The organism is Maridesulfovibrio salinus (assembly GCF_055394525.1).
Map to the genome: position 1 here is coordinate 3,705,265 of NZ_AP042461.1, position 24,183 is coordinate 3,729,447.

Consider the following 24,183-nt stretch of genomic DNA (forward strand, 5'->3'; position numbering starts at 1 on the left):
ACTCTTCCTTGTAGGAAAGCTTAAGGGCGGGAATCATGGTTTATCCGGATTCCCGCCTGCTCTTTAATTGGCGCCTGAAAAATTCACAGCAGCACAATCATACCCTGCCGGAGCCTGATTTCTTCCCAGCCCCTCACAATTACCTCTCCCCTGATTTTAGTGTGCCGCTCCGGCTTTCCGGTGAAAACCGAAAGGAAGCTTTCGCATTGTTGAGCAATACACACAATTCGAAACAGTTAAATATTTTTCGAGCAGACGATTGACTGCTGATCATTAATACTTAGTTTATACGAGTTTGCGCCTTAAAACAGCGAAAACTCTGTGACCATATATTTGCATACGGAGGTTTTACTTTGGAGTTCAAGGAAATTTTTGAAAAATATGAAGCGCTTGTTGCCGAGGTGGACAAGGCTTTCGATAAGATATCCGAACAGACAGACGGCGGCATCAAATGCGGAAAAGGATGCAGCGACTGTTGTCACGCACTTTTTGACCTTACCCTTGTAGAAGCAATCTACATCAACCGTAAGTTCAATGAAAAATACAGCGGAATGAAACGCTCCGAGATCATGCAGCAGGCTGACGTGGCCGACCGTCAGGTGCATAAGATCAAGCGCCGTGCGTTCAAGGCCAGCCAGGCCGGAACACCCGCTGCTGAAATTCTCAAGGAAGTCTCCACATCCCGAGTGCGCTGTCCTCTTCTGCTGGAAGACAATCTCTGCGCCCTCTACGAAGCCAGACCCCTCACCTGTAGAATTTACGGTGTTCCCATGAACATCGGAGGACAGGCCCATTCCTGTCAGAAATCAGGTTTCGCGCCGGGCAAGTCCTATCCCACTATCAACATGGACACCCTGCAGTCCAAACTCATGGAACTCAGCGAAGAACTGACCGCTTCCATCAATTCACGCCTGCGTGAGCTGCCTGAAGTTCTGGTTCCTGTCTCCATGGCCCTTGTTACCGATTACACTCCCGAGTACCTCGGAGCCAATACCGGTGACACTCCCAAAGAGGAAGCCCCCGCAGCGGAACCCTCTGAGGCATGCAACACCTGTGATCAGGATAAATCTGCCTGCGCGACCTGCAACTACTCGGTTGAACTTGGAGCTATGCCCAAAGGCTAACCCCGACACAGTAAATCAGAAGGAGATCCGCAGTGGGCACTCTGACACCGGAAGAACTTGAAGAACAGAAGCGATACATGTACGAAAAACTTTCGCCACGCAGGCGAAGGTTTGTAGACAAGATAGGTTACGAAGAATGGGATCCTTTTGCCAAGCCTTTCGATCCCATCGACCTTCGGAAGGATACAACAGGAAGGACCTCCCAGCAGCTTTGCGAGGAGTTCATTAAAGATGTACATGTTAACCGCAACTCCGAATACGCTCAGGCTGCTGCCGAGTTCGGGGTAATGCTGGTCATGAACTTCGAGAAAGTCCGCCCTATCTTTGATTTTTGTGTCTGGTACAACGAACTGCTTGAGAAAGAAGGCAAGAAGCCCTAGCCCGAACCAGTTCCGCCCGACAGAAACAGAACTTTTTTAAATATACGAGGTTTATCCCATGCAGAAGTTTGACAATATCGATGACTATATCGCCGACCTGAAAAAGAAAAAAGAAGCCAGCCCCACCTGTAGCAACACCCGCTACAATCTAGGTGTGGCTCACCTCTCCAAGAGAGACTTCATGGAAGCAGAGCGTGAATTCCTCGCTGCTATCGATGAATCCCCCAAGATGGCGGAAGCCTACGTTCAGCTCGGCGGCATCGCACTGCAGCGCGGAGACCTCGACGGATGCCTGCGCTACAACATCACTGCTACCCAGCAGCGTCCTTTCTTCGCTGTGCCCTGGGGCAACATCGGCTACATCTACATGGAGCAGGGTGAAACCGACAAGGCAGTCAAGGCCCTCAAACGCGCAATCAAGTACGATCCCAACTTTGTACAGGCTCTTTCCACTCTCGGTGCCGCCTACTTCAGCGAAGGCGAACTGGACGACTGCATTGAAGTCTGCGAGAAAGCCCTCAAGCTGGCTGAAAACTTCGGTCCGGCATGGAACAATTTAGCACTCTGCTACGTTGAAAAAGAAGACTTCAAGAAAGCAATCGAATGTGTCGATAAAGCCATTGAAACCGGCTTCGACGTATCTGATGAATTCCTCAAGGAACTTGAACCTCACCGCTAGGCCCGGCTCCTTTTCCGGCAAAGCTGTAAATAAAAGCTTAAGCCCGCGATATCTGAAGATGTCGCGGGCTTTTATTGTTCCGGTTTAAGGCTCACTCAGGGTTTGCGGGCTATGAGCAGTAAGGTTCTCCCGGCTGCTCCGGTAACAGTATGCTCCATGTTTACGAAACCTGCTTTTTTTAACGATGCTTCCATCTGATCACGGGAAATAAAGTGCGCATCATAACCGGAGAGTCTTGTGACCAGATTTACACTTGACCGGTAAATCTCAGTAGCGCCGCACTCAGGTGCAAAGTGATGTGAGGCAAAGACTCCGCCGCTGTTAAGCGACTTGTAAAAAGATTCCGCAAGATCATCGAGCATATCCAGGCAGCCGTAGAGGACATGTGAAGAAAAGATAAAATCAAAAGCCTCCTGGGGCAACTTTTCACTACGCAGGTCAAATGCATTACAACTGACCCTTTCTGCAAAACCTTTGTTCTCACAACGCTCTAAAGCAGCGGGGACAACATGAGGAAGATCGAAGACAGTGCTGTCCAGATGCTCATTGAGTTTCATGAATTCCATTGAATACTGGCAGTGATTTCCGCCGATATCAGCCATTTTTCTGAAACTCTTGAATTCAGGGACTGCAGAAATATACTCAACCGCGCCTTGAAGCTGGCCGTCAAGTGCATGTTGCAATGTGCCCTCCATCGTTTCCTGAGTAGCCCATGATTTGTCGGTTGATTCTCTTTTCTGAGTTTCGCCTTTCAGCAGGAGAGGCAGTTCGGCTCCAAGCACGCTGCACATTGCGCTCATCATGGAAATGGCCTTTCCCTGAAAAAAGGGTGAACTGCTTACAAGATATTCGCTTGCAACCGCGCTGTTGGTGTAGCCGCTATCTGACTTCTCGACTATTCCCATAGAGACGAACATATCAAGCATAGCAGAAAGAATGGCTGGTTCAGTTCCTGTTTGCGCCGCAAGCTCTTCCGCCCCGAGAACCTCCCCGTCCATCGGGTCGAAAAGTTTCAGCTTTGCCGCCTCTACAAGTCCCTGAATACCCACAACCTGCATGGTCGCGGTCTCAATCAGATCAAAAGAAGTCTTCGGTTTTTCAAGATACATAATACCTCCTTATGTGTTTAGCTACTAAACACATCAATTAAAAAATTTATACTTTATATGTGTGCATCCAGTCATGAAACTGTTTGCAGAACTCACTTACTGTCTGATAATCCCGCTCGCTTAATGAGGTCATGTAATTTATAAACTCCCTGTCATGCTCCTCGTGGAAATTCATGTGCCCTTCGTGGGTCTCCTGCCCCGCTTCAGTCTGCCTGATGTACTGCCTCGACTGGTTTTCCGGAGAAGTCTCACGGTACACAAGCCCCTTCTTCTCAAGCTTTGCTATGGTCTGTGACACGGCTCCTTTTGTCACCCCGTTCATTTTGGCAAGATCAGTAACACTGACATCATCATGCATACAGATTGTCGAAAGCATATGAACCTCTGAGGGGTTCAGGAGCTGCCCAGTTCCGAAATCCATGGGAACCTTCGCTATCCGCACATAACGCTCCAGCCCTTTCATAAGCATTGCCATATCACCGTGAATGTCTTTGAATGATCTCATGTTAAAACAGTATAGCAGCTAAACACTTCGGTCAACTCAAAACTATTCAAATCCGTTTACATGGTCCGGTTAATCCTGAATTCATTTTATACAACCGCAGATATGCAACGAATATAATTTTCCGGTCTCCCTTATTTTGAGTCTGTATCCCTCTCGTAATTTTGACCGTTCTGGTTTATGTTTTTTTGCAGAAGATTTCATTGCAAGATCCATCTTCCTCATTTTACTTATAAACCCGGGCTGCTGATAATTTAGACTTTGTCATCAAACTCACCGAGGTTCATGTTATGCAAAACTCTACCGGAACATCCCGTAATCCGATTGCCACCTACAGGCCGGTCTTTTTCCGTTGTACGGAGTATTTTGCAGGACAAACTGCCGAAAACACAGATATAACATCCACCCTCCCGGGCTCAGGCCCCAGTAATTACGTACAGCGTCTTGCCGTCTTGGCCCCTAACCGTCCTGCCAGAGCTGACAACCGACCGGAAAGCTGATGAACACCCCGAGCTCTCTACTCAACTTTGCAGGAACAGTCTGTTTCCTCATAGCCATTCTGCACGTGGTGATAATTATTGTCGGCCCGTCCGCCTACCGGTATTTCGGTGCGGGCGAAGACCTGAGTTCAATGGCTGAAAAACACTCCATGATCCCTACGCTGGTCACAGCTTTCATTGCCACAGTAATAGCCATGTTCGGCCTTTATGCGTTTTCCGGAGCGGGTGAAATAACCCGCATGCCATTTCTCGGACCCGTTCTGATAATTATCGGGACAATATTTTCTCTGCGCGGGCTGGTGCTGCCCATTCAACTCTATATGCTGATAACAAGGCCTCACCGGACTGAAATAAAGGAAATATTTTTCTCAATCATCGCTCTGGCGACCGGATACAGTTTTCTTTACGGAACCTACCTGAATCGGGATTTTATTTTTTAAATCGATAGGCTCGCTAAAGACCGGAAGGGGCCAACTTTTGGTACGCCTTTCATTGGGGAGTCCCCCTCTTCCGGAACTTACCACAAGCTCAGCACCCTAATCTGCTTTGCTGCACATTTATAAAAAACTTTCCTCCAGAACTCACCATTGAAACCTTAACGATAAGCTTCCCCAATTGCGCTACCAGCAGGAACAGAAAAAGCCCGTAACCATCTGAAAGAGATTACGGGCAATTTCCGGTTTACCAAAATGGAGCTAAGAGACTGGTTAAATATTATAAGGGATAATTAACACGAAAAAGATAAAACTCTAAACCCGGGCTTCCTCTTTAAACTCATAGATAAGTTCGGAAAGCTTGGATACCTGCTCCGCCATGGCTTCTACGGAACTTGCGGTCTGATCGGCTCCCTGGCTGGTTTCGACTGTTATGCGGTTGATTTCCTCAATGGCCCGGTTGATTTCCTCGGAGCTGGCCGACTGCTGTTCTGCGGCTGCGGCAATCTCCTGGATCTGCCCTGCGGAAATTTCCACCCGGGACATGATTTCATCCAATGCGGAACCGGAACTCTCGGTCAGCCCGGCAGCATGGTCAAGAGCCTCAAGGCTTTTATCCATGGCGGACATATTGTCCCGTGAAGCTCCCTGAATTGAAGTTACCGCGCTGCCTACCTGCCTTGTGGCTTCCATGGTTTTTTCCGCCAGCTTGCGGACTTCGTCCGCGACAACCGCAAATCCGCGTCCGGCCTCTCCGGCCCGGGCGGCTTCGATTGCGGCATTAAGTGCAAGCAGGTTGGTCTGGTCGGCAATATCCGTGATCACGTTCATAATTCCGCCGATGGCTTCCGCCTGAACCCCGAGTTCTTCCATATTGGTCTTGAGCGCTTCAGCCTGGGAACGGGTCACGTCCATTGCCTCAATGGTCCTGTTGACCAGTTCAAGCCCGCTGTTAGCCTTTTCCTTTGCCTCGGAGCCGACATTGGCAGCTTCAGAAGAGTTGCGTGCTACTTCAAGTACGGTTGTATTCATCTGCTCCATGGATTTGGCGGTGACACCCACCCGGTCGCTCTGTTCCCCTGCAGCCTGACTGATTTCACGGGACTGCATGGATATTTCTTCGGAAGCGTGTTTCAGGCCGGAAACAATCTGATCCAGCCTTTCAGCAGCTGCAAGCATACCCTGCTTGCGGGCTTCCACCGCTTCTTTGCGGGCCTCTTCAGCCAGTTGCATATGCCGCTCTGCCTCTTCAGCCTTTTCTTCGGCTTCCTTGGTCTTACAGGATACTTCGGCAATCTGCTCCTTGAGCTTTTCCACCATCATCCGTAATGACTCCGCGAGGGTTCCTATCTCGTCTCCCCTGTTCACTTCAAGTATGTTGTCCAGATTCCCGGAAGCCACATCTTCGGCATAGACGACAGTTTCCCGCAAAGCTCCGACAAGGTTGCGGACAAAAAGGACACTTGCCGCGACTCCAATGGCGAGCAGAATCAAGCTGGCAATGAGAGTAGTTGTAAGGGCTTCGGTCATACCGGCGAACAACTCGTTCTGGCTGGCCTCTGTGACCAGATACCACCCCAGTTCGGGTATATAGTGGCTGGCTACATATTTTACATCGCCAGCGGACTCGAACTGAAAGGAATAATCACCCTGGTTGAGAATCTTGCCTGCAATTTTTTCATAACCGTCCATGCTCCGCAGAGAATCCTTGTTAATGGCTTTCTTGTCCGCATGCAGCTTAACCCTGCCACCGGAGTCAACCATGAAAGTTCTGCCGCTACGGCCAAGAGTCATGGAACTTACAGTATCCACAAACTTTTCAAGACCAATGGCCACGGATGTAAGACCAAGGAATGTTCCGGATGACTCTATCCTCCGGTTTATAAAGGCTTTCGAACCGAAATCCTTATGATTCACGTAAACCGTTATTCCAATATCCTTTCCACTGTTTTTGAAAGCCGGAAACCATGGATCTTTCTCCGGAGTGACCTTGCGCATGGTTTCAGCTCCCTGCCAGAAATCATAATAATCCTTGGTCCCCCATGAAACATAGTTGCAGCCGAGAGTTTTATACTGTCCTGCAACATTTTTAAGCATCCCGTAGACTTCTTTCTTTCCAGTCTCCGGCTCACCGGATTTAATCCAGTTGATGAAAAACGGATTCCCGGCAACTACTCCGAGAGCTTCAGCCGGTTCAAGAATATTTTTATCCACAACAGAATTGATTTTGGAAACCGTCAAAGGAATCTGCTCTTCGAGTAACTGCTCTTTAAGGCTTTCCCGGGCCATGTAATTGTTGATAAGTGTGATTACCGAGCATGACGCGAGAAGAATAATCACTATAATAATATTCAGCTTTCTGCCTATTCCAAGTTGCTTGAACATATCAGCACCCTCTCTGAATTGGTTTGATGAGGAATAGGTATTATACTTGAGTTACATCAGTGTCGCTATCGTGTAATTTTCTGTTTCAGGAGCCCATTGTAATATGTAAACAGCAAACCACGACAATTCATGCATGAACACTGCCCGGAATTGCAGCAGATTAAAATAAACAAAAAAACTTTTCCAAAAAATAAGAACAGTTGATATACTCCCGATGTGTTCGACACCGACAATTTCAGCCGCCGAAACAGGTCCGGCTTTTATGGACAAAAGGAGCCTCAACCTGTTACCTGTAACAAAACACGGAAGCTGAAAGCCGGAAGTTACAATCAACCGAAAAAATCCGGCAACTATTGTTTTTTTATATTTCTTTGATATTCTCCACCTGTACATACAAACCCGGAGGACTAGATGTCACTCAGCGCCTTAGCAGGTAAGCCGGCACCGGCTGAAATCCTGGAAAACATACCCAAACTGGTATCTGCATACTACACAGTGAAACCCGACCCGTCATTCGACTCCCAGCTTGTATCCTTTGGGACTTCAGGACACCGGGGCTCCTCTCTGGACGGTTCCTTCAACGAAGACCACATTCTGGCGATAGCCCAATCTATCTGCGAATACAGAAGATCAATGGGGTACACAGGTCCGCTCTACATGGGCAAAGACCCCCACGCCCTTTCCGAACCGGCACAGATTTCCGCGCTTGAAGTTTTCGCCGCGAATGGAGTAACCGTCCTTATTAATGAAAAAGGATACACTCCGACCCCTGCAATCTCCCATGCGATCCTGAGCTATAACAAGGTTCGCAGGGAAGGCTTTGCAGACGGTGTGGTCATTACTCCCTCGCACAACCCGCCCCGCGACGGCGGATTCAAGTACAATCCCCCCAGTGGCGGACCTGCTGGTACAAACGTAACCAGCACCATCCAGAAAAGGGCGAATGAAATACTCAAGAACGGGCTCAAGGAAGTAAAGCGCATCCCCATGGACCGCGCACTTGCTGCCGACACAACCCGTGAATACGACTTCGCCACTCCCTACATCAATGATCTTGAAAACATCGTTGACATGGAAGCCATTGCATCAGCCGGACTCAGCATCGGAGTCGACCCCCTTGGCGGAGCGGCCATCGATTTCTGGGAGCCAATCGCCGAGCGCTACAAGCTCAACCTGAGTGTGGTGAATAAAAAACTCGATCCCATGTACGCCTTCATGCACGTGGACAAGGACGGAAAAATCCGCATGGACTGCTCCTCCCCATACGCAATGGCCGGACTGATCGAGCTTAAAGATAAATTCGATATTTCATTCGCCAACGATCCGGACACCGACCGCCACGGCATAGTGACCAAGAGCCGCGGACTCATGAACCCCAACCACTATCTGTCTGTAGCCATTGAATATCTCTACAAGAACAGACCGCAGTGGAAAAAGGACCTTACTGTTGGAAAGACTCTCGTTTCCAGCTCCATGATAGACCGTGTGGCCAACTCCATCGGACGTCCGCTCATGGAAGTTCCGGTAGGCTTCAAATGGTTTGTGGACCCGCTTCTTAGCGGTACATGCGGATTCGGCGGGGAAGAAAGTGCCGGAGCATCCTTCCTGAGAAAGGACGGAACAGTCTGGACCACAGATAAAGACGGAATCATCATGAACCTTCTGGCCGCCGAGATTACCGCGATCACCGGTAAAGACCCGGGTGAGCATTACGATGCCCTCGAGAAGGATTTCGGCAGCCCCATATACAAACGGAATGACATCCCGGCCACTGACGCCCAGAAAAAGGCCTTCAGTATCCTGACTCCCGAAATGGTCAAAGCCAAGACCCTTGCCGGTGAAAAAATTGAAGAACGCCTGACCGCAGCACCCGGAAACCGGGAAGCTATCGGCGGCCTGAAAGTGGTTACTGAAAACGGCTGGTTCGCGGCCCGTCCTTCCGGAACTGAGTCCATTTACAAGATTTATGCGGAATCCTTCAAGGGACTGGCTCACCTTGTAGCCATTCAGGAAGAGGCCGCCAAAATAGTAAATGCAGCCTTTGAAGTGGCAATGAAATAATAAGAGCCTGATTTTATAACCAAAACCCAGAATCATTTTAAGCCGGGCCTATTTAGGTCCGGCTTTTTTAAAACTAAATGATTTTTTTTTACGATTGTTCTTGACTTAAACCGACTATTAGTTTCTTATACGCACTGAAGCATTCGGGCCCGACGCGGTGTTGTGGCCGATGCGTATATGATTAGATTAGGTATATTGAGAAGCAGTGTGCCCCATTCGTGTACGCTGCTTCTTTTTTAATGGATGCGTAAGCATCAAATATCTCAGGAATTATTCTATGTCTAAGAACATCTATGTCGGCAATCTGCCCTGGTCCTCCTCTGAAAACGACGTTCGTGCAGCTTTCGAAGCTCATGGTCCCGTATCTTCCGTAAAACTCATTGAAGATCGCGAAACCGGTCGCCCCCGTGGCTTCGGCTTTGTTGAAATGGACGATGATGCTGCAGCTATGGCAGCTATCGAAGCTCTGGACGGAGCGGACTTCGGTGGTCGTAACCTCAAGGTTAACGAAGCCAGACCTCGTGCGGAGCGTCCTCGCTGGTAGGCACACTCTATTGCGATAGATTTTAAAAAAAACGTCCCTCTCTTTATGAGTGGGACGTTTTTTATTTCCGACAACTATTGCCCTGCCTCTACTTTATTCATTAAAACGTCAGTCAAGGACAGTCGCAGTCTAGAGGGCAAGCTTGCAGACGCCAATCGGTTCAATAAAAATATACACCGGCATCACAATCAATTCACGCCGAAAAATACACATCAGGTTTTAAGCTCAGCCTTTACTCGTCCGGACTCTTGCCTGAACTTTTCCAGACAGGCTTTAACAGCCTCCAGATCATTGGCAATGATCGCTTTCTCAAGCTGCAAAGCCGCATTTCTTGCCTGTGGAGCACAGATCGCAGCACAGCTTCCTTTAAGAGTATGGGCAATGCGTCTGGCTGCATCCCTATCCGCACCGTTGAATGCCTCAATCAGGTTATCTATCTCTTTTCCGACGTCATTCAAAAACATTGTGCACAATTCGGAGTACAAATCACTGTCTCCATGGTACATGTCGCTGGCCTTTTCCCTATCCAGAATCCCCTTTTCAACAACGATCCTGCAGTCCTCACAGGCAACTTCACGATGTCCGACTTTCAGAGTTTTACTAATGGTTTCCTGAAGCCTCTTATACTGCACCGGCTTGGCGATATAATCATTCATACCTGATCTGGTGCATTTCTCCATAACCCCGGCCATGGCGTGCGCGGACATGGCAATAATCGGAACATCTCTGGCGGAGTCTCCGGACTTACCCATACGGATAAGCCGTGAAGCCTCAAAACCATCCATTTCCGGCATCTCCAGATCCATAAGCACAAGATCGACATTCAGACCGGATAGCATGCTTACAGCCTCAAGCCCGTTTCCGGCCACTTCCACCGTGTGCCCCATTCTCTTGAGCAGGCTTTCCGCAACCTTGACATTCACGGGATTGTCTTCGACCAGAAGAATATTAAATCCTCTTTCCTCCTCGCTCTCCTCACTGCAGCTGTTGTTATGCTGATGCTCGGCAACAACTCTGGAAGGATCGCCGTGCTGCAGGACAACGGAGAACGTAAACACACTTCCGTAACCTTCTGAACTGCGCACACTGAGCTCACCTTCCATCATCTCTACAAGCTCACGGGAAATGGCAAGTCCTAGCCCGGAGCCTCCAAACTTACGGGTGGTGGTATCATCAGCCTGACGGAAACTTTCGAAAATCACATCCTGCTTATCCTCCGGAATCCCGATCCCGGTATCACGCACTGAAACCTGCAGACATACCTGCCCGGCATGCCCACGTCCTTCAAGAGCCGAAACCTGAACAAAGACCCCGCCCTGTTCAGTAAATTTTATGGAGTTGCCCACCAGATTATAAAGAATCTGCTTCAAACGCCCTTCATCCCCGCAGACAATTTCAGGAACGTCCTCATCAAGATCAAGCTTAAGAATCAGGTCTTTATCCAGAGCCTGCTGTTCCATGCTTTTAACAACTGCATAAAAGGCTTCACTGAGGCTGAAATCCTTCCGCTCAAGTTTGAGCATACGGGCCTCAACCTTGGATAAATCCAGAATGTCATTAATGAGGGTAAGCAACTGATCTGCAGAAAGTCTCACAATTTCCAGATTATCAACCAGCTCAGGCTCAAGCTGCGATTTGAGGGTAAGATCAGTCATCCCGATTACGGCATTTAGCGGAGTGCGAATTTCATGACTCATGGAAGCAAGGAAACGCGACTTGAAACGGTTGGCCTTTTCCGCTGCATCACGGGCTTCAATAAGATCACGTTCCATATTCTTGCGGTCTGTTATTTCAATAAAAGAAGCGACAGCCCCTCCGGACTTACCACGCATGGGAGTAACTTCAAGCATGAACCAGGCATCCGAATTCCTCCCGCCCCGCTCTATTGAATACTCATATGAGAATTTCGCGGTTTCGCCCCTGATAACAGACCGTGCGCCTTCAAGAAGGGTATCAAGAGAACCGCGCAGACATCCCGAAGTCGATACAGCTTCTCTGAAATCAACGCCTTCGATCTCTGACTCACTGCATCCGGGAGTAAACAACTCGCGCCATGATTCATTCGCGGCTATAAGTTTAAGGTCTGGGTCTAGGACCGCGATTTTGGCCGCCATTGATTCCAGAACGGAACTCAGCTGCTCCTCACGGGAAACAAGTTTCCGGTGTGCCGTATCCAGCTGACGGGACTGTAGAAGAGTATTTTCATAAGTAGCCAGCAGGAGATGAAAAACCTGACTGAAATCCGCCCTGAGTTCATGTTTTTCGCCATGAAACTCGAAATTTACATCCTGCATGACAGGCTGGTCACTGTCATATTCCCTTGATTTAAGCAGTGACTGGATGCGCTCAAAAAGGAATTCCTCATCGTAGGGCTTGGTAACAAAGTTGGTGGCCCCGCTTTTAAGGCCCCTTACAATGTCCCCGGGATCGGAAAGGCTGGTCAGAAGAATTACGGGAATCTTGCCGAAACCGGAAGTGCAGCGGATCTTCTCACAGAGCTCATACCCGTCCATACCGGGCATGATCACGTCACTTATGACCAGATCAATTTCTTTCTCTCCCAGAATCTCAAGAGCCTGCTCTCCTGTTGCGGCCAAAGAGACAGTGAAGCCTTTGTTGTGCAGCATGAATTCCAGCTTGACCGCCTGGGTCAGGCTGTCTTCCACTACCAGTATATGACTGTCCTGCAAAACTTACTCCTCCGCTCCAACACAAACAAGTTTAACTATTTCGGCTCCGATCTTATCCAGAGGAAGAATTTTTTCCGCCGCCCCTATGCGGGCAGCCTCACCCGGCATTCCGAAAACAATGGATGTTTCCTCATCCTGCACAATGGTATGCCCTCCTGCCCTTCGCATCTCCAACAGCTCATCGGCCCCGTCACGTCCCATTCCGGTCAGAAGCACTCCTATGCACTCTGAACCGGGCATTGAAGCGGCAGAGGAGAAAAGAGCCGAGACAGTAGGTCTTATCCCATTGACAGGAGCCCTTTGCGAAAGGACTGCCATCAGGTTGGATGTCACTTCAAAATGATAGTCTTCGGGACCGAAATAAATAACTCCCGGCTGCAATATTTCACCGGAACCGGCGATACGGATATCGTGGCCGGTCATATCCTTCAGCCAGTTAATCATACCTTCAATGAAACCACCGGACATATGCTGGACAATTGCCACCGGCACAGAGAATCCCTTGGGCAGATCCATCAATACCTGCTTTATTGCCTGTGGCCCGCCAGTAGATGCACCAATACAGACCAGCCTGATATCTGAACATTTAGATATCTTAAGAAAATTCTTTTTCTGATCCATCTGGTTTACATCAATCCTGAACCGGCTTTTTCTCCTGACCACACGGACTTCGGACATAAGCCTTACGGTCATTATAATCTCGTTCATGCGCTCAGCAAAGTCAGGACTGGTAAAACCCGGTTTATCATGGAAAGCCAGCGCCCCGGTATCGAGCAGGCGAAATCCCAGCTCGGCGTCTGTTGAACTGTACACGGCGCTGACAATCACTATGGGGACCGGATGTTGTTCCATAATCCTGCGGGTCACCGTAAATCCGTCACCGTCCGGAAGTTTAACATCCATGGTGACCACATCCGGTTTAAGTTCCCGGACCATTGACAAGGCAGTCTCACCGTCTTCGGCGCAACCGACAACCTCGAAATCGCTCTCGCGTTCGAACATCTCTTTAAACAACGTCCGCACGGAGGCGGAATCGTCCACAATCAAAACCCTGATCACAACCACTCCGTGAGATTAAACAGAGACAAGCAGGAAGGCCCCTCACAACAAAATACAGAACCCGACAGAATCATCAGAAAAATCGGAGAATCCGAGACTTAAACGAAATGACCTTATAAAGAAAAATAACTGTTAAGAATAAATAAGTTTCTACACTCATACTGAAGAACAGGCAATGGAAGCTGCCTTAAAACCATGGCCTTTTTCAATAACAGTAACACCACTGAAATATTTTTTAAGCGATAAGCCGTTCTATCACATTAATCAGGCTGGTCTGATCAAAGCTTGATTTAATGATGTAAGCATCCGCTCCGGCCTCAACTCCCCTTTCCCGGTCGTCCTGAGATCCAAGGGAAGTTACCAGAATAATGGGAAGGTTGGATCCATGCTGCAGCTTTCTCACAGAAGCAGTAAGGGTAAAGCCGTCCATATGCGGCATCTCCACATCAGAGACAAGCAAATCCGGAAGTTCACTTTTGATTCTGCTGAGCGCATCGCGTCCATCCACAGCGGTGACCACATTGTACCCAGCGGCTTCAAGAACATTTTTAAGCAGCATGCGGGAAGTGATGGAATCTTCGGCCACAAGCACCGTTTTTTTCTCCCGGACACCTATCTGGTGAGAAAAGGAACCGGACCTGCCGCCGGAGTTGATATTCAAAGCAGTGCGAATCATGTCCGGGCCATGCAGAATAGGAGCAAGCCCACCGCTTCCGAGCATTGAAATACCCGAAACATTGCGCACACGCTTCAACATCGGTCCCATGCTTTTGGACATAACATCCTGCTCCCCATGCAGTTCACCGATACTGACCGCAACCGTCCGCCGTCCTTTACCCATTATAAAGACAGGGAAAGACTTCACTTCCACCTCAGGGGAGTCAAGCTCAAGGATATCCGCCAGACTGATCAATGGAACCCGTCGTCCGGCGAAAAGGATGCTTTCACGTCCGGCCACCGAGCCTATATCATCCTGCCTTATAAGCAGGACCTTGCGCACAGAAGATTTGGGGACGACAAAACAGCGGCCGGCAGACTCGACAACAATCCCGCGAAACGAAGTAAGAGCCACCGGGATGCTCATCACAATCCTGATTCCCCTGCCTTCGGGACTGGCAACAACAACGCTTCCGCCCAGAGACTCTATTTTATCCCTTACAATGGCCATTCCCAGTCCGCGCCCGGAGATATCAGTGATAATTTCGCTGGTGGACATACCGGAAATAAAGACCAGCTCCAGAATGGAACGGCGATCGATTTTTTCGGCTTCCTCCGCGCTGATCAATCCCTGCTTGACGGCCCCGGCTTTGACTTTATCACTGTTTATCCCCCGTCCGTCATCCGAGTATATAATTTTCACCACATCCCGGTCAGTCTGAGTGATGCTGAATGAAATTCTGCCCGTTTCGGATTTTCCGGCAGCAGATCTTTCTTCGGGAGTCTCAATGCCATGATCTATGGAGTTTCTGACCATGTGGATAAGAGGATCGTGGAGCATATCCAGAATACGGCGGTCTATTCTGACCTCTTCGCCTGAAACTTCAATTTCGCATTTCTTGCCCTGCTCAGCACTGAGGCTGCGCACCATATGCGGAAACATATCGAGCATCGAGGAAAATGGCAGCAGCATGGAATGCTTGAAATCCCCGAGCAGAGAATCGACCTTGGAAGATAATTCCCAACTATCTTTCCGCACATCCGTGGTCAGGGAGGAAAATTTTCTGGACAACAAATCCAGTTTCCTTTGCATTTCTGCAAAGCGGGACAACTCATCCTCGCCGGCACTGATTCTCTTTTCTTCGTGAAGGTTCTGGAATAAGCCTCGGCAGGAGGCCAGCAATTCTTCAAGGTCCCGGACTTCCCTCGCCCGTGCCCTTTGAGAGTTCCGGGATGAAATAAGCTCTTCCGTTCTCAGGAGAAGCCCCGTTATAAATGAAGCGCTTATCCGGACTGAACCATCAAGAGAGGCCCTTACTCCGGGAGAAGAATCCGCTTGCCCGCCTTCCTTTTCTCCGCATTCCTTTTCCCCGCTATCAGGCTTAGCAGCCGGGGCACCGCCTGCTTCACGGGAAGAGTCGCCTTCCTCCTGCTGGTGGGGGAGTTCCTGTTGCGCGGCAGAAGAAGTCACGGACTTATCAGTGGCATCAGTGGAGTCTGCAACGGAAGTGGCATCAGAATCAGAGGAGCCCTCCAAAAAACTTATTTCACCTGATTCTGTGATCTCTTTCATCTGCGACAGTGCTACGGCTATGGACGGCGAGGACAAAGAAGACTCTGATTCATCTTCCCGCTCCATTAAAGAATGAAGTATGTCCAGCCAGTTAAGCATTGAAGAACAGACGCTACGTGGAGGAATCAGATTCTTTTTCTTGAGCCCGGCAAAAAAAGATTCAAAACTCTGGCAGTATTTTTCAACCGCTCCGAGTCCTACCGCCCGTGCTGCTCCTTTGAGACTGTGCAGTTCTCGGTATGAAGACTCAATCAACAGGGAAGCCTCTGGCCCGGACGCTCCCTTTTCAAGTTTGAGAAAATCCGAAGACAGTACACGCATACGTTCAACACTTTCCCCCCGGAAAGCGTTAAGCAGTCTCTTTTTCAAATCCGAATCACTCATGGACATCTCAGTTCACCTTGCTTGCTGATGCGCTGGTCGCTGTTTTCAATGAATCAGGTGTTGCCTACAAAATCATTAACCACGAAGACCTGCTCCTTCAGCAGTGCCCGCCCCCTCAGGAGAACGGTCCTGTCTTCCGTAACCCCTGAAGCATAACGGGCCGCAGCTTCCTGGCCCTCGGCAAAGGGTTTATGTTCGTGACCGTAAAACGGCAGCACATCAATCACTTCGTCTATCGCCAGTCCGAACTCCCTTTCTCCGTCTCCAAGCAGGAGTATCCTCGGCCTTGCCGCTTTAAGCGAAGAGCCGGTTCCCCAGAAGCGGCAAATATCTATCACCGCCCAGACCTGTCCCCGCACACTGACCACCCCGGCGATAAAATCAGGTGTGCAGGGAACCGGGACAACCTCTTCAGGCTCCATGACTTCTTTGACGTAAGCTGTTTCAATGCCGTAGGAACCTCCGCCCATCGTAAAAATAACATAGTCCCGGGCTGTAGCTCCTTCACGCTGCTGCTCCATGCCGGATTCCGCGACTTTGCGGGCCAGCTTTTCAGCCCTTTCGCGCAGCAGTTCCCTGTCATTTTCTCTGCGTATAAATTTCTCGGTACAGTTCTCATCCATAATAAAATATCCTTAGAAAAGGTTCTGCTGCACGACTTTCACCATTTCAATCAATACGGCAGCGGTCATCCCGTCTGAGTAAGGTACTGTCTCGGAACTATCGAGGGCCTGAAGCTCATTTATCGCAGCACGGAAATGCCGGGCAGCGGCAGGACAATCTCTGCGCTCCATATAAATGTTGCCGAGCATCACATGCGCCATGATAAAAGAAGGGGCAAGGAAAAGGGTATTGCGAAACTCCGAGACAGCCTCTTCAGCAAGTCCCTGCTGCATCATAATCTGCCCTTGCAGAAAGTGGGCTTGAGGAGCTATACGGTCCAGTTCTATGGAACGTCTGCAACATTGTGAGGCTTCTTCAAGCATTCCGCAATCCGCCTTGATAAAAGCCAGCGCCAAAAGAGCCTCGGACTTGAGCTCTCTGCTCAACCCGCTATCATTATCTAGAACTTTTCTGAGCAGCCCCACAGCCCCGGCAGTATCCCCCGCAATCCGCATCTCTTCTGCCCGCAGCAAAAACTCTGATTCTTCTATGTCTCCTGCCGGGAAAGCATTTTCCGGCTCCGGCGCTACATACTCTTCAATATCCTCCCGCACATAAAGATCAGGGCCGGCCTCTTGCCCGGGTAATTCATAGACAGAATCTTCACTGCTATGCTGTCCGGACTGGTCCTGTAAAAATTCCGGCACGGAAAAACTTTGATCAGATGAAATATTCTCAAAGTTACCCGTACCGAACTCAGGCGGTGAATAATCCTCGTTTTTGCAAAAAAGCATCACCGAGCCGAAGCTGACCGGCTCGAAGCGACCGTGGACGGTCACGAGTGAAGATTCACTGGGGGTAACAAGTAAAAACCCTCCGGGACTGAGGCTTTCCCATATCTTTTCAAGTACCAGTTTTACCCCGTCATTTGAAAAGTACATCAGAACATTTCTGCAGAGGATAAGGTCCATCCGCTTGAATGAAGAGGGGATATCATCGCCGATCAGATTGAATCTGGACAGACTGACCATATCCCTGATGGACTTGTCGATAACATAGTCATTCGGACCGTTCTGTTTGAAATACATATCCCGGTAAGCAGTTGAGTCCGACCTGAAAGACCACTTACGGTAATGCCCCGCTCCGGCCCGGGCCAGTGCGCGGCTATCGATATCGGTTCCGAAAATCTCGCTGCGGACGTTGGATCTCCGGCAGATCATGGCCATGGTGTAGGGCTCCTCACCAGTGGCACAGGCCATGGACCAGATGCGGATAGCTCCGCCATCCCCGCTGCCGCGTCCATTTCTTTTGCGCAGGAAATCCATCTCAAGCACACTCAGGGCGTGCGGATCACGGAAAAAATATGTTTCACCGATGGTCAGCCGGTTGATGAACTGTTCCAGATCACAACGGCTGGCCTGCGCGGAAAGGATGTAGTTAAGACATTCATCGGACGAACAGAAACGGTCCTGATCCTCATGGAAATTACACACCGCCTTGCGCAGATCTCGCCAGCGGTCCTGGGAAAAATCAAGTCCGTATTTTTTACGGACCATATCCGCCAGTTCGGCAATCTTATTATCAGTCAGGTCGTTAACCATTCACAGGCCCTTCACTCCCGCGCATCTTCTCAAGTATCCTGCCAAGCTCAATCTGCTGGTCGGGACCGAGAACCCTGTCCATATCCTGCATCATTATGACATCGCCTTCCATTCCGGCCATCGAACGCAGGTAAACAACCCCGGGCCAGATGTCCTCGGCTTCCTTTAGACTCCCGGGAAGTATCTCCTGCACGGCACTGACGCTGTCCGCCAGAACCGCCACCCGTCTTGCACCCACCCGGCTGAAGATCAACCGGTCGGAGAGACGGACCTCACGTTCATCCCGCCCCAGACGGGAACGCATCCCCAGTACCGGAACAATATCCCCCCCGTCACTGACCACACCCAGAACCGGATCAGGTGCATCCGGCACAGGAGTCAGCAGCACAGCGCGTTCGACCTTGTCCACCAATGCGGAGGGAATGGCAAAACTGGTATCGTCTATCTCGAAAATTACGTAATCGTGCTCGTTCATAATATAAGTGTGCTCCGGCGGCTCACAGAAGACCTGCGGGACTGAGCTGATATGTTATCGTTTAGCAGCCTGAATCTGCCTGCACGGGTTTGTCCTGCCCCCACCTGAACAGAAACCTGCCCTGCGTAACGTGCTACATCTACTCCTGAAAAAAACCGCTTCCACGGTTAAGGGAAAAAACTACTTAATTCCGCCACACCGCTTCATAAATTAAAGTTTATATTACCGGGCTATTGATCATTTGTTAATCCTGCCGGACTTGTCCAGTAATTGCTTGTATTTTTTCATTACCTTGACAGCATAGGCCCGCGAGCGATTCGGAAGTTTTTTCGGAGATCCGGTATGATAAGCTCCGATTGCTTTCCAGTTGTATCCGTACTTATCCAGACAGTAACGAAGTATCCATGCCCCCAGACGCAGATTTCCCTCCGGTTCAAGTGCTTCTCTGGCACTCATATCGAATTTACGGAGCCAGTAGGAGTTTACCTGCATCAGCCCCACATCGAAACTCTTGTTCAGGTTGTCACCTATAATAGCAAGGGCTTCTTCACGGCTTTCAGGATAAACGCCCCGCCCTTCTATGTTGAGAGCCCACGGATTGTAGCCGGATTCATGATCGGCTATGGCATAGAGTATTTCGGGCTGCAGCGAGAATTCATCGGCAACCTGCTTGAAAAGGGGAGCCACCGGCTTGCGCTCAGCATTCGCTACAAGCACTCTCTGCTGCACCTGCCTGCGCATAGTGGAGGAAAACTCCCGCTCCACTTCCGCAGGAATAATCATACTGAAAAGCAAAGCCCCGCAGATGATCAGATACAGGGATACAATGAATCTGGACACCGAAAACCCAAGTCCTTTTACATAATGAAATTAAGAAGTCCCACGTCCCGAAAAGACAGCTCAAACCTATTGCATACGCCCGCCATCCGCAAGTTTACATTTTCATGATTCAGGAATTGCCAAAAGTCAGCTCAAAATCTACAGCAGAAATACCTGCATGCAGCATTAAGGCCGCAATACCTTAACAGATATTACGGCCTTAATGCTGCAGGATATTTACCAGACCACAGGTGAGACATGAAACTTCTCAATAACGTGCCCCCACAAAAGAATGCATTTCCTAAAATCTGGCGCGAACCTGAGCTGCTTCTTCAAATTTTTCCTGAACTTCCAAAGCCATGGCAAGAGTTTCCCAGAACTGGTCCTTGGAAGGCTTAAGCGCCGCACTCTGCCTTGCAAGAACTTCCGCTATCTGCGGATCTTCGCCGCTTTCAAGGTAAATCCGGGCCAGCATGTTCATTGCTGCCGCGTCATTATGGTTGGCATTCAGGGCCTGATGCAGATATTCACGGGCCTTGTCGGTATCTTTGCGGCTGTATGAAATCCGGGCCAGATGCCTCATGGTAAGCGAATCCCCGCCTTTGAGCTCCGCCGCCCGCAGATAATATTTCTCGGCCTCGTCCAGACCCTGATCCTGTTCGGCAAGAACACCGAGCCGCACCAGTGAAAAGACATTGTCCGGTTCAAGTTCAAGACACTTTTCATAAGCCTCACGGGCCCTGTCACGGCAACCGAGCATCTGGCAGACCCATCCGAGATTATAGAGCGCCATGATATTTTTAGGCGTGATGGCCAGAACTTCTTCGAACTGCTTACGAGCCTGTTCCGGCTTACCCACCTGTGCGTAACAGATGCCGAGGGAGTTGCGGGCAAGGATATTATCGGAATCCGCAAGCAGAGCCAGCCGGAATTCTTCAATAGCCCCGTAAATGTCTCCGTCAACATAAAGGCGGTCAGCAGAAATATTCAGAGAAACAGAATCAAACTGTGCCACCATGGGCTTTTCCATCATTAATGAATGGTCAAGGCCCTTGCGGCAGTTGTCCAGAATTTCACTGCGGCGGTAATTCAGGAAAGGAAAGGAAGCCACCCCCGCTGCCAGTTCTATTTCAAAATCATCAGAGCATTCACGAACCAGACGCAGTATCTGTTCCATTACGGCGTCAGATTCCTCGCCGGGGAAAAAATATATCAGGCTGTTCAGGCTGTAGCGCCCGCCCATGCAGGATTCATCAAAAAAGGTTTCAGCCCGGGAGGCAACCTTCTGAACCTGAGCATCGGTCAATTTCTGAAAATTGCCACCGTGATCAGCCGGGGTGGATGCAAGACGCAGCACCGCAACTGAAAACCTATCCATGTTCTGGCGGGACCGACTGTAGCGGCCTATGAATTCTTTATAGTTGTAAAGGCCGGTCACCATGTCACGCTGCGGACCGCTGGAAGATTCAGAGCCGGACTGCGCATCGAAAAAACTGTCCTTTTCGTTAAGCATGGTCAGCCTGTCCCCGGCAGCCACGGGCCATGCCGGGTCGCTCAGATGCAGGATCTCGGCAAAGGCGATGTCTTCCTGAACTTCAATTATCACCACCTCGGCTTTGTACATTGTGGGATATGAGCCGGAAATACGTTCATCTTCGGTTATGCGGGCCTGTGTACCGGCCTGATAGTCAGGGGACCAGACCAGAAAACGCCCGCCTTCACGGGCATCAACACTTTGTCCTATGGAAAGAGCTAGACGCTGCAGGGGAAGAATCTCAAGAACCTTGCCACCTTTCTTGAGAATATCCGAATAAGCGAAAATGCAGTTGCGACCGAAGTCCTTTGCCGTGGCTACGGCTTTCGCGGCCTTGCGCATAAGGATACGGCCCTGTTCATCGGCTGTCCTCTTGAAATGCGGCCCTGACAGCGACTGCGGGTAGTTGGCATACCCCGCGCTGGCACTTATCTTGATTACATCACCCGTCACAGGATCCTCGACCGGAGTAGATTCCACGAGGGCGCGAAGCTCCTCAGCCAGACGCGCGCAGACCTTGGGGCGTCCGTCAGGAATAAGAAAAGCGAACTTGTCGTCAAAAACACGGGCGCAGATAACTGATTCATAGACAACTGAACTGATCCGGGAAGCTACTGTGGATATGATCTCATCACCCAGCAGATAACCGTAACGGTCATTTACCCGCTGGAAATAATCCATATCGAGCAGAACAACACCAACCGAGCCGCTGAAAGTCGGGATCCCCGGGTCCTTACACCCGCCGGATGTCGGCATCATGCAGTTCTGAATCAGGTCCAGCTCCTTAACAAGCTTGTCCATGAAATAATCACGGGTCGCCATCCCTGTCAGCGGATCAGTAATGGAACCCTTGTAGAGGAGCATCTTTTCAAGCACGGACGAAGCCAGTCCCTCCAGATAAGGAGCTACTTCATCAGCAGCATCCAGCTTGACTCCACGGGCGATGAAATAACACATCCCCCGCCCCCGCAACCGCAGCGGCAGATTAAGCTGTCCGCTGTCCTGATTGTAATCAAAAGACAATTCCGCCCGGAACTGCCCTTTAGGCGCACGGGGAAAAAAGAGACTGTATGATTCAAAAGGCAGAAACTCCTGAATCAGGTCCTTGAGAGTATGTTCATAGCGGATCAGATCCTGAGGGGTCAGACTGATTCCGTCTTTAAAAAGCTTATCCTTTAGCATGCAAGGGACATACCCCGCATAGGGATTCAAGACAAGCGGTTGGAACGGATATTGGTGAAATAGTATTGCGGTTTGAAGCTGAAACTTCCAAAAAGTCGCTTCAGAAGTTTCAAGCGAGCCATTTCCCATGCCTGTAATAATAAATCCTGTGCCCGATCAAAGCCGCTCCGATTCTCGTTAGAATTATAGCCAGCAGAAATGAATCCGCGAAACTCAGGAAACGGCCTGACACATACATGGTCACTATTTCGGTGATAAGAACCATGAAGGCAGCACCCCATATATCGTGCCACAGGAACCAGAATTCCGGAATGATCAAAGCACCGAAACTCAATAGTGGCCCCCGCTCTTGAGGAGTATGCACGATTCTGGGATCACTGCTTCCCGCTAGCGGATTAATCAGAAAACGGAAAAAGGACTCGCGCGCACTGAGCTTCGGTTTTTCAATTTTAAGAGGCGCGTGGCTGACCCTTTGCTGTACCGGCTCTTCCAAAGCAGGCTGAGGATGATCAGGCTCTATCGTGATCTCAGCAGAATTTTCACTTTCCACCGCAACATCAGTGTCCCCTTGTTCAGGAACTTCAAAGGTGAAAGACCGAAGAGCCTCACGCCTGCCGTAAACAGATGCTTCGAGTTTCGCCAGAACCGAAGGCGATGGTTTTATCACAGATCTGATTATGCCCGGTGTGGATTGAATAGTATCCAGCGTGAACTTCTCAAGTACATTATTCAGTTCATCGAGATCGAAATAGGCTACCTTTTTTTCATCGGAAATATAGTTGGCATCGTACAGGACTGAAAATGCCGCCTTACTGTTTTCAGCGGGCCAGTAATACTTGTGGAGCTTTCTGAATTGGGCCCCGAAATGCCTGAACATCCTGAACAGGGAAGCCTTGCTGCTGAGGTAATATCCGCACGAATGACACCTCTGGACCACAATCCCTTCGAGTCTGTAAGTTTCTTTATCTTCTTTGTTTCCGCAATTAACACACTCCAGACCGGGGCCGCTTTCGGGGTTTTCATAACTCTCAATAAATTCCTTCAATGTCTTTCTGAAGGGTGACAAAGCAGCGCAATAGGCGACAAGACTGATTGCGAAAACATAACTGACCCAGATTATCAGAGACATCAGCAGGGCATTCAGGTTCTCAAAAATAATCAGGTCATATAAACCATGTCCTACAAAAGCAAAGGTGAATGAAAAAAGCAGCAATCCCCAGCCAAACCGGAACTTTGCAAGGGAATAAACAGCAATCCCCATAGCCAGACTGAAACATATATGCATGGGTGTAGACAGAAGGAACCTGATCCCCATAGTCATAATCGGGTTTGAACTTCCATATATATAGTAGTAGTTCTCTATGATGGAAAACCCGAGAGCCACACAGGACATGTATACAAGTCCGTCCATCGGCTCATTCATTTCCTTCCAGATAAAAATCAGGCAAATCAACAGCCCGGCCAGCTTGGATATCTCTTCCACAGGTCCGATCACAGCAACCGCCCCGAATCCGTTATCAATTTCACTTATACCCAGAATATCCAGCCCGTAATAAATCAACCCGGCCAGTATAAAAGACAGCAGACCTCCTACAACAGTCACCAGAACCATTTTAAAAAGAGGCTCTTTTTCATGAATGTCATAAGATTGCAAATGACGGATAAAGAGAACACCGAAAACACATGAGATAAAAAGAAGAAGGTATCCAGGCATTGTGAGTGAGGGTTGTGGAGTTGAGATAAAAACAACTATAATTCTAAACAAACAAGATTACAGCTAGTTAAAAGGCAAAAAACAGCTGAGCGGGTAGAAGAAAGACAACATATACATAAAATATAAACACAGCAATAATCTTAGAACTAAAAAATTACTTTTATACTTCTGCCG

Annotated in this window: 19 protein-coding genes; 7 read left to right on the forward strand and 12 right to left on the reverse strand. The window is 49.4% G+C overall.

Translation table 11 applies throughout. The annotated features are described in order from the left end of the window. Positions 1 to 35 precede the first annotated feature (35 nt). The 4 genes from ACZ5PW_RS17055 (at position 36) to ACZ5PW_RS17070 (ending at position 2,183) form a co-directional block, all read left to right on the forward strand. Entirely contained in the window at positions 36 to 263 is a 228-nt protein-coding gene (locus ACZ5PW_RS17055; protein ID WP_464555883.1) for a hypothetical protein, read from the forward strand. 90 nt (positions 264 to 353) lie between these two features. Continuing rightward, positions 354 to 1,124: a YkgJ family cysteine cluster protein gene (locus ACZ5PW_RS17060; protein WP_464555886.1), complete on the forward strand. Its 771-nt coding sequence runs from the start codon at positions 354 to 356 to the stop codon at positions 1,122 to 1,124. A gap of 32 nt (positions 1,125 to 1,156) precedes the next feature. Beyond that, a complete protein-coding gene (locus ACZ5PW_RS17065; protein WP_464555888.1) occupies positions 1,157 to 1,504 on the forward strand; it encodes a hypothetical protein in 348 nt (115 codons plus the stop codon). Between the two features lie 58 nt (positions 1,505 to 1,562). Continuing rightward, positions 1,563 to 2,183, forward strand: a complete 621-nt coding sequence (locus ACZ5PW_RS17070) for a tetratricopeptide repeat protein (RefSeq protein ID WP_464555890.1) — start codon at positions 1,563 to 1,565, stop codon at positions 2,181 to 2,183. 95 nt (positions 2,184 to 2,278) lie between these two features. Here ACZ5PW_RS17070 and ACZ5PW_RS17075 read toward each other — a convergent pair whose 3' ends face one another. Beyond that, positions 2,279 to 3,292, reverse strand: a complete 1,014-nt coding sequence (locus ACZ5PW_RS17075; protein ID WP_464555892.1) for a methyltransferase family protein — start codon at positions 3,290 to 3,292, stop codon at positions 2,279 to 2,281. A 46-nt stretch (positions 3,293 to 3,338) separates the two neighbouring features. After that, on the reverse strand, positions 3,339 to 3,797 hold the full coding sequence (locus ACZ5PW_RS17080; protein ID WP_464555894.1) for a MarR family winged helix-turn-helix transcriptional regulator: 459 nt from the start codon (positions 3,795 to 3,797) through the stop codon (positions 3,339 to 3,341). A 496-nt stretch (positions 3,798 to 4,293) separates the two neighbouring features. On the opposite strand from ACZ5PW_RS17080, the gene ACZ5PW_RS17085 reads away from it, so the two are divergent. After that, positions 4,294 to 4,734 (forward strand): hypothetical protein, encoded by a 441-nt coding sequence (locus ACZ5PW_RS17085; RefSeq protein ID WP_464555898.1) that lies wholly within the window; start codon positions 4,294 to 4,296, stop codon positions 4,732 to 4,734. Positions 4,735 to 5,043: 309 nt separating this feature from the next. On the opposite strand, the gene ACZ5PW_RS17090 is transcribed toward ACZ5PW_RS17085, so the two are convergent. Next, positions 5,044 to 7,113 (reverse strand): methyl-accepting chemotaxis protein, encoded by a 2,070-nt coding sequence (locus ACZ5PW_RS17090; protein WP_464555901.1) that lies wholly within the window; start codon positions 7,111 to 7,113, stop codon positions 5,044 to 5,046. A 411-nt stretch (positions 7,114 to 7,524) separates the two neighbouring features. Between ACZ5PW_RS17090 and pgm the strand changes: the two genes are divergently transcribed. Together pgm and ACZ5PW_RS17100 are read left to right on the forward strand one after the other, a co-directional pair. After that, a complete protein-coding gene (gene pgm / locus ACZ5PW_RS17095; protein WP_464555903.1) occupies positions 7,525 to 9,174 on the forward strand; it encodes a phosphoglucomutase (alpha-D-glucose-1,6-bisphosphate-dependent) in 1,650 nt (549 codons plus the stop codon). 277 nt (positions 9,175 to 9,451) lie between these two features. Then, positions 9,452 to 9,718, forward strand: coding sequence for an RNA recognition motif domain-containing protein (locus tag ACZ5PW_RS17100; RefSeq protein ID WP_464555905.1), 267 nt, complete (start codon positions 9,452 to 9,454; stop codon positions 9,716 to 9,718). Positions 9,719 to 9,930: 212 nt separating this feature from the next. Here the strand turns inward: ACZ5PW_RS17100 and ACZ5PW_RS17105 are convergent, their stop codons facing one another. From ACZ5PW_RS17105 to ACZ5PW_RS17145, 9 genes are all read right to left on the reverse strand, one after another. Further along, entirely contained in the window at positions 9,931 to 12,408 is a 2,478-nt protein-coding gene (locus tag ACZ5PW_RS17105; RefSeq protein WP_464555907.1) for a response regulator, read from the reverse strand. A 3-nt stretch (positions 12,409 to 12,411) separates the two neighbouring features. Next, positions 12,412 to 13,467 carry a chemotaxis-specific protein-glutamate methyltransferase CheB gene (gene cheB / locus ACZ5PW_RS17110; protein ID WP_464555909.1) on the reverse strand — a complete coding sequence of 352 codons (1,056 nt, stop codon included), beginning with the start codon at positions 13,465 to 13,467 and terminating at the stop codon, positions 12,412 to 12,414. A gap of 235 nt (positions 13,468 to 13,702) precedes the next feature. Then, the gene (locus ACZ5PW_RS17115) at positions 13,703 to 16,081 is read right to left on the reverse strand and encodes a hybrid sensor histidine kinase/response regulator (RefSeq protein ID WP_464555912.1); all 2,379 of its coding nucleotides are present in this window, start codon (positions 16,079 to 16,081) and stop codon (positions 13,703 to 13,705) included. Between the two features lie 53 nt (positions 16,082 to 16,134). Next, a complete protein-coding gene (locus ACZ5PW_RS17120; RefSeq protein WP_464555915.1) occupies positions 16,135 to 16,704 on the reverse strand; it encodes a chemotaxis protein CheW in 570 nt (189 codons plus the stop codon). A 12-nt stretch (positions 16,705 to 16,716) separates the two neighbouring features. Continuing rightward, complete coding sequence (locus ACZ5PW_RS17125) at positions 16,717 to 18,285, reverse strand: CheR family methyltransferase (protein ID WP_464555919.1); 1,569 nt, start codon at positions 18,283 to 18,285, stop codon at positions 16,717 to 16,719. Next, positions 18,278 to 18,760: a chemotaxis protein CheW gene (locus ACZ5PW_RS17130; protein WP_464555921.1), complete on the reverse strand. Its 483-nt coding sequence runs from the start codon at positions 18,758 to 18,760 to the stop codon at positions 18,278 to 18,280. The genes ACZ5PW_RS17125 and ACZ5PW_RS17130 overlap by 8 nt, the downstream gene beginning before the upstream one ends. Positions 18,761 to 18,997: 237 nt before the next feature. After that, complete coding sequence (locus ACZ5PW_RS17135) at positions 18,998 to 19,600, reverse strand: lytic transglycosylase domain-containing protein (protein WP_464555923.1); 603 nt, start codon at positions 19,598 to 19,600, stop codon at positions 18,998 to 19,000. Positions 19,601 to 19,880: 280 nt separating this feature from the next. Next, positions 19,881 to 22,295, reverse strand: a complete 2,415-nt coding sequence (locus ACZ5PW_RS17140; protein WP_464555924.1) for a tetratricopeptide repeat protein — start codon at positions 22,293 to 22,295, stop codon at positions 19,881 to 19,883. Positions 22,296 to 22,404: 109 nt separating this feature from the next. Next, positions 22,405 to 24,009: a PrsW family intramembrane metalloprotease gene (locus ACZ5PW_RS17145; RefSeq protein WP_464555928.1), complete on the reverse strand. Its 1,605-nt coding sequence runs from the start codon at positions 24,007 to 24,009 to the stop codon at positions 22,405 to 22,407. Between the last annotated feature and the right edge of the window lie 174 nt (positions 24,010 to 24,183).

Bases quoted from the DNA above. Each gene is read 5' to 3' on its own strand.
- ACZ5PW_RS17055 (WP_464555883.1), top strand. From the start codon at position 36: ATGGTTTATCCGGATTCCCGCCTGCTCTTTAATTGGCGCCTGAAAAAT.
- ACZ5PW_RS17070 (WP_464555890.1), top strand. From the start codon at position 1,563: ATGCAGAAGTTTGACAATATCGATGACTATATCGCCGACCTGAAAAAG.
- ACZ5PW_RS17075 (WP_464555892.1), bottom strand. From the start codon at position 3,292: ATGTATCTTGAAAAACCGAAGACTTCTTTTGATCTGATTGAGACCGCG.
- ACZ5PW_RS17080 (WP_464555894.1), bottom strand. From the start codon at position 3,797: ATGAGATCATTCAAAGACATTCACGGTGATATGGCAATGCTTATGAAA.
- ACZ5PW_RS17085 (WP_464555898.1), top strand. From the start codon at position 4,294: ATGAACACCCCGAGCTCTCTACTCAACTTTGCAGGAACAGTCTGTTTC.
- ACZ5PW_RS17090 (WP_464555901.1), bottom strand. From the start codon at position 7,113: ATGTTCAAGCAACTTGGAATAGGCAGAAAGCTGAATATTATTATAGTG.
- pgm (WP_464555903.1), top strand. From the start codon at position 7,525: ATGTCACTCAGCGCCTTAGCAGGTAAGCCGGCACCGGCTGAAATCCTG.
- ACZ5PW_RS17100 (WP_464555905.1), top strand. From the start codon at position 9,452: ATGTCTAAGAACATCTATGTCGGCAATCTGCCCTGGTCCTCCTCTGAA.
- ACZ5PW_RS17115 (WP_464555912.1), bottom strand. From the start codon at position 16,081: ATGAGTGATTCGGATTTGAAAAAGAGACTGCTTAACGCTTTCCGGGGG.
- ACZ5PW_RS17120 (WP_464555915.1), bottom strand. From the start codon at position 16,704: ATGGATGAGAACTGTACCGAGAAATTTATACGCAGAGAAAATGACAGG.
- ACZ5PW_RS17125 (WP_464555919.1), bottom strand. From the start codon at position 18,285: ATGGTTAACGACCTGACTGATAATAAGATTGCCGAACTGGCGGATATG.
- ACZ5PW_RS17130 (WP_464555921.1), bottom strand. From the start codon at position 18,760: ATGAACGAGCACGATTACGTAATTTTCGAGATAGACGATACCAGTTTT.
- ACZ5PW_RS17140 (WP_464555924.1), bottom strand. From the start codon at position 22,295: ATGCTAAAGGATAAGCTTTTTAAAGACGGAATCAGTCTGACCCCTCAG.
- ACZ5PW_RS17145 (WP_464555928.1), bottom strand. From the start codon at position 24,009: ATGCCTGGATACCTTCTTCTTTTTATCTCATGTGTTTTCGGTGTTCTC.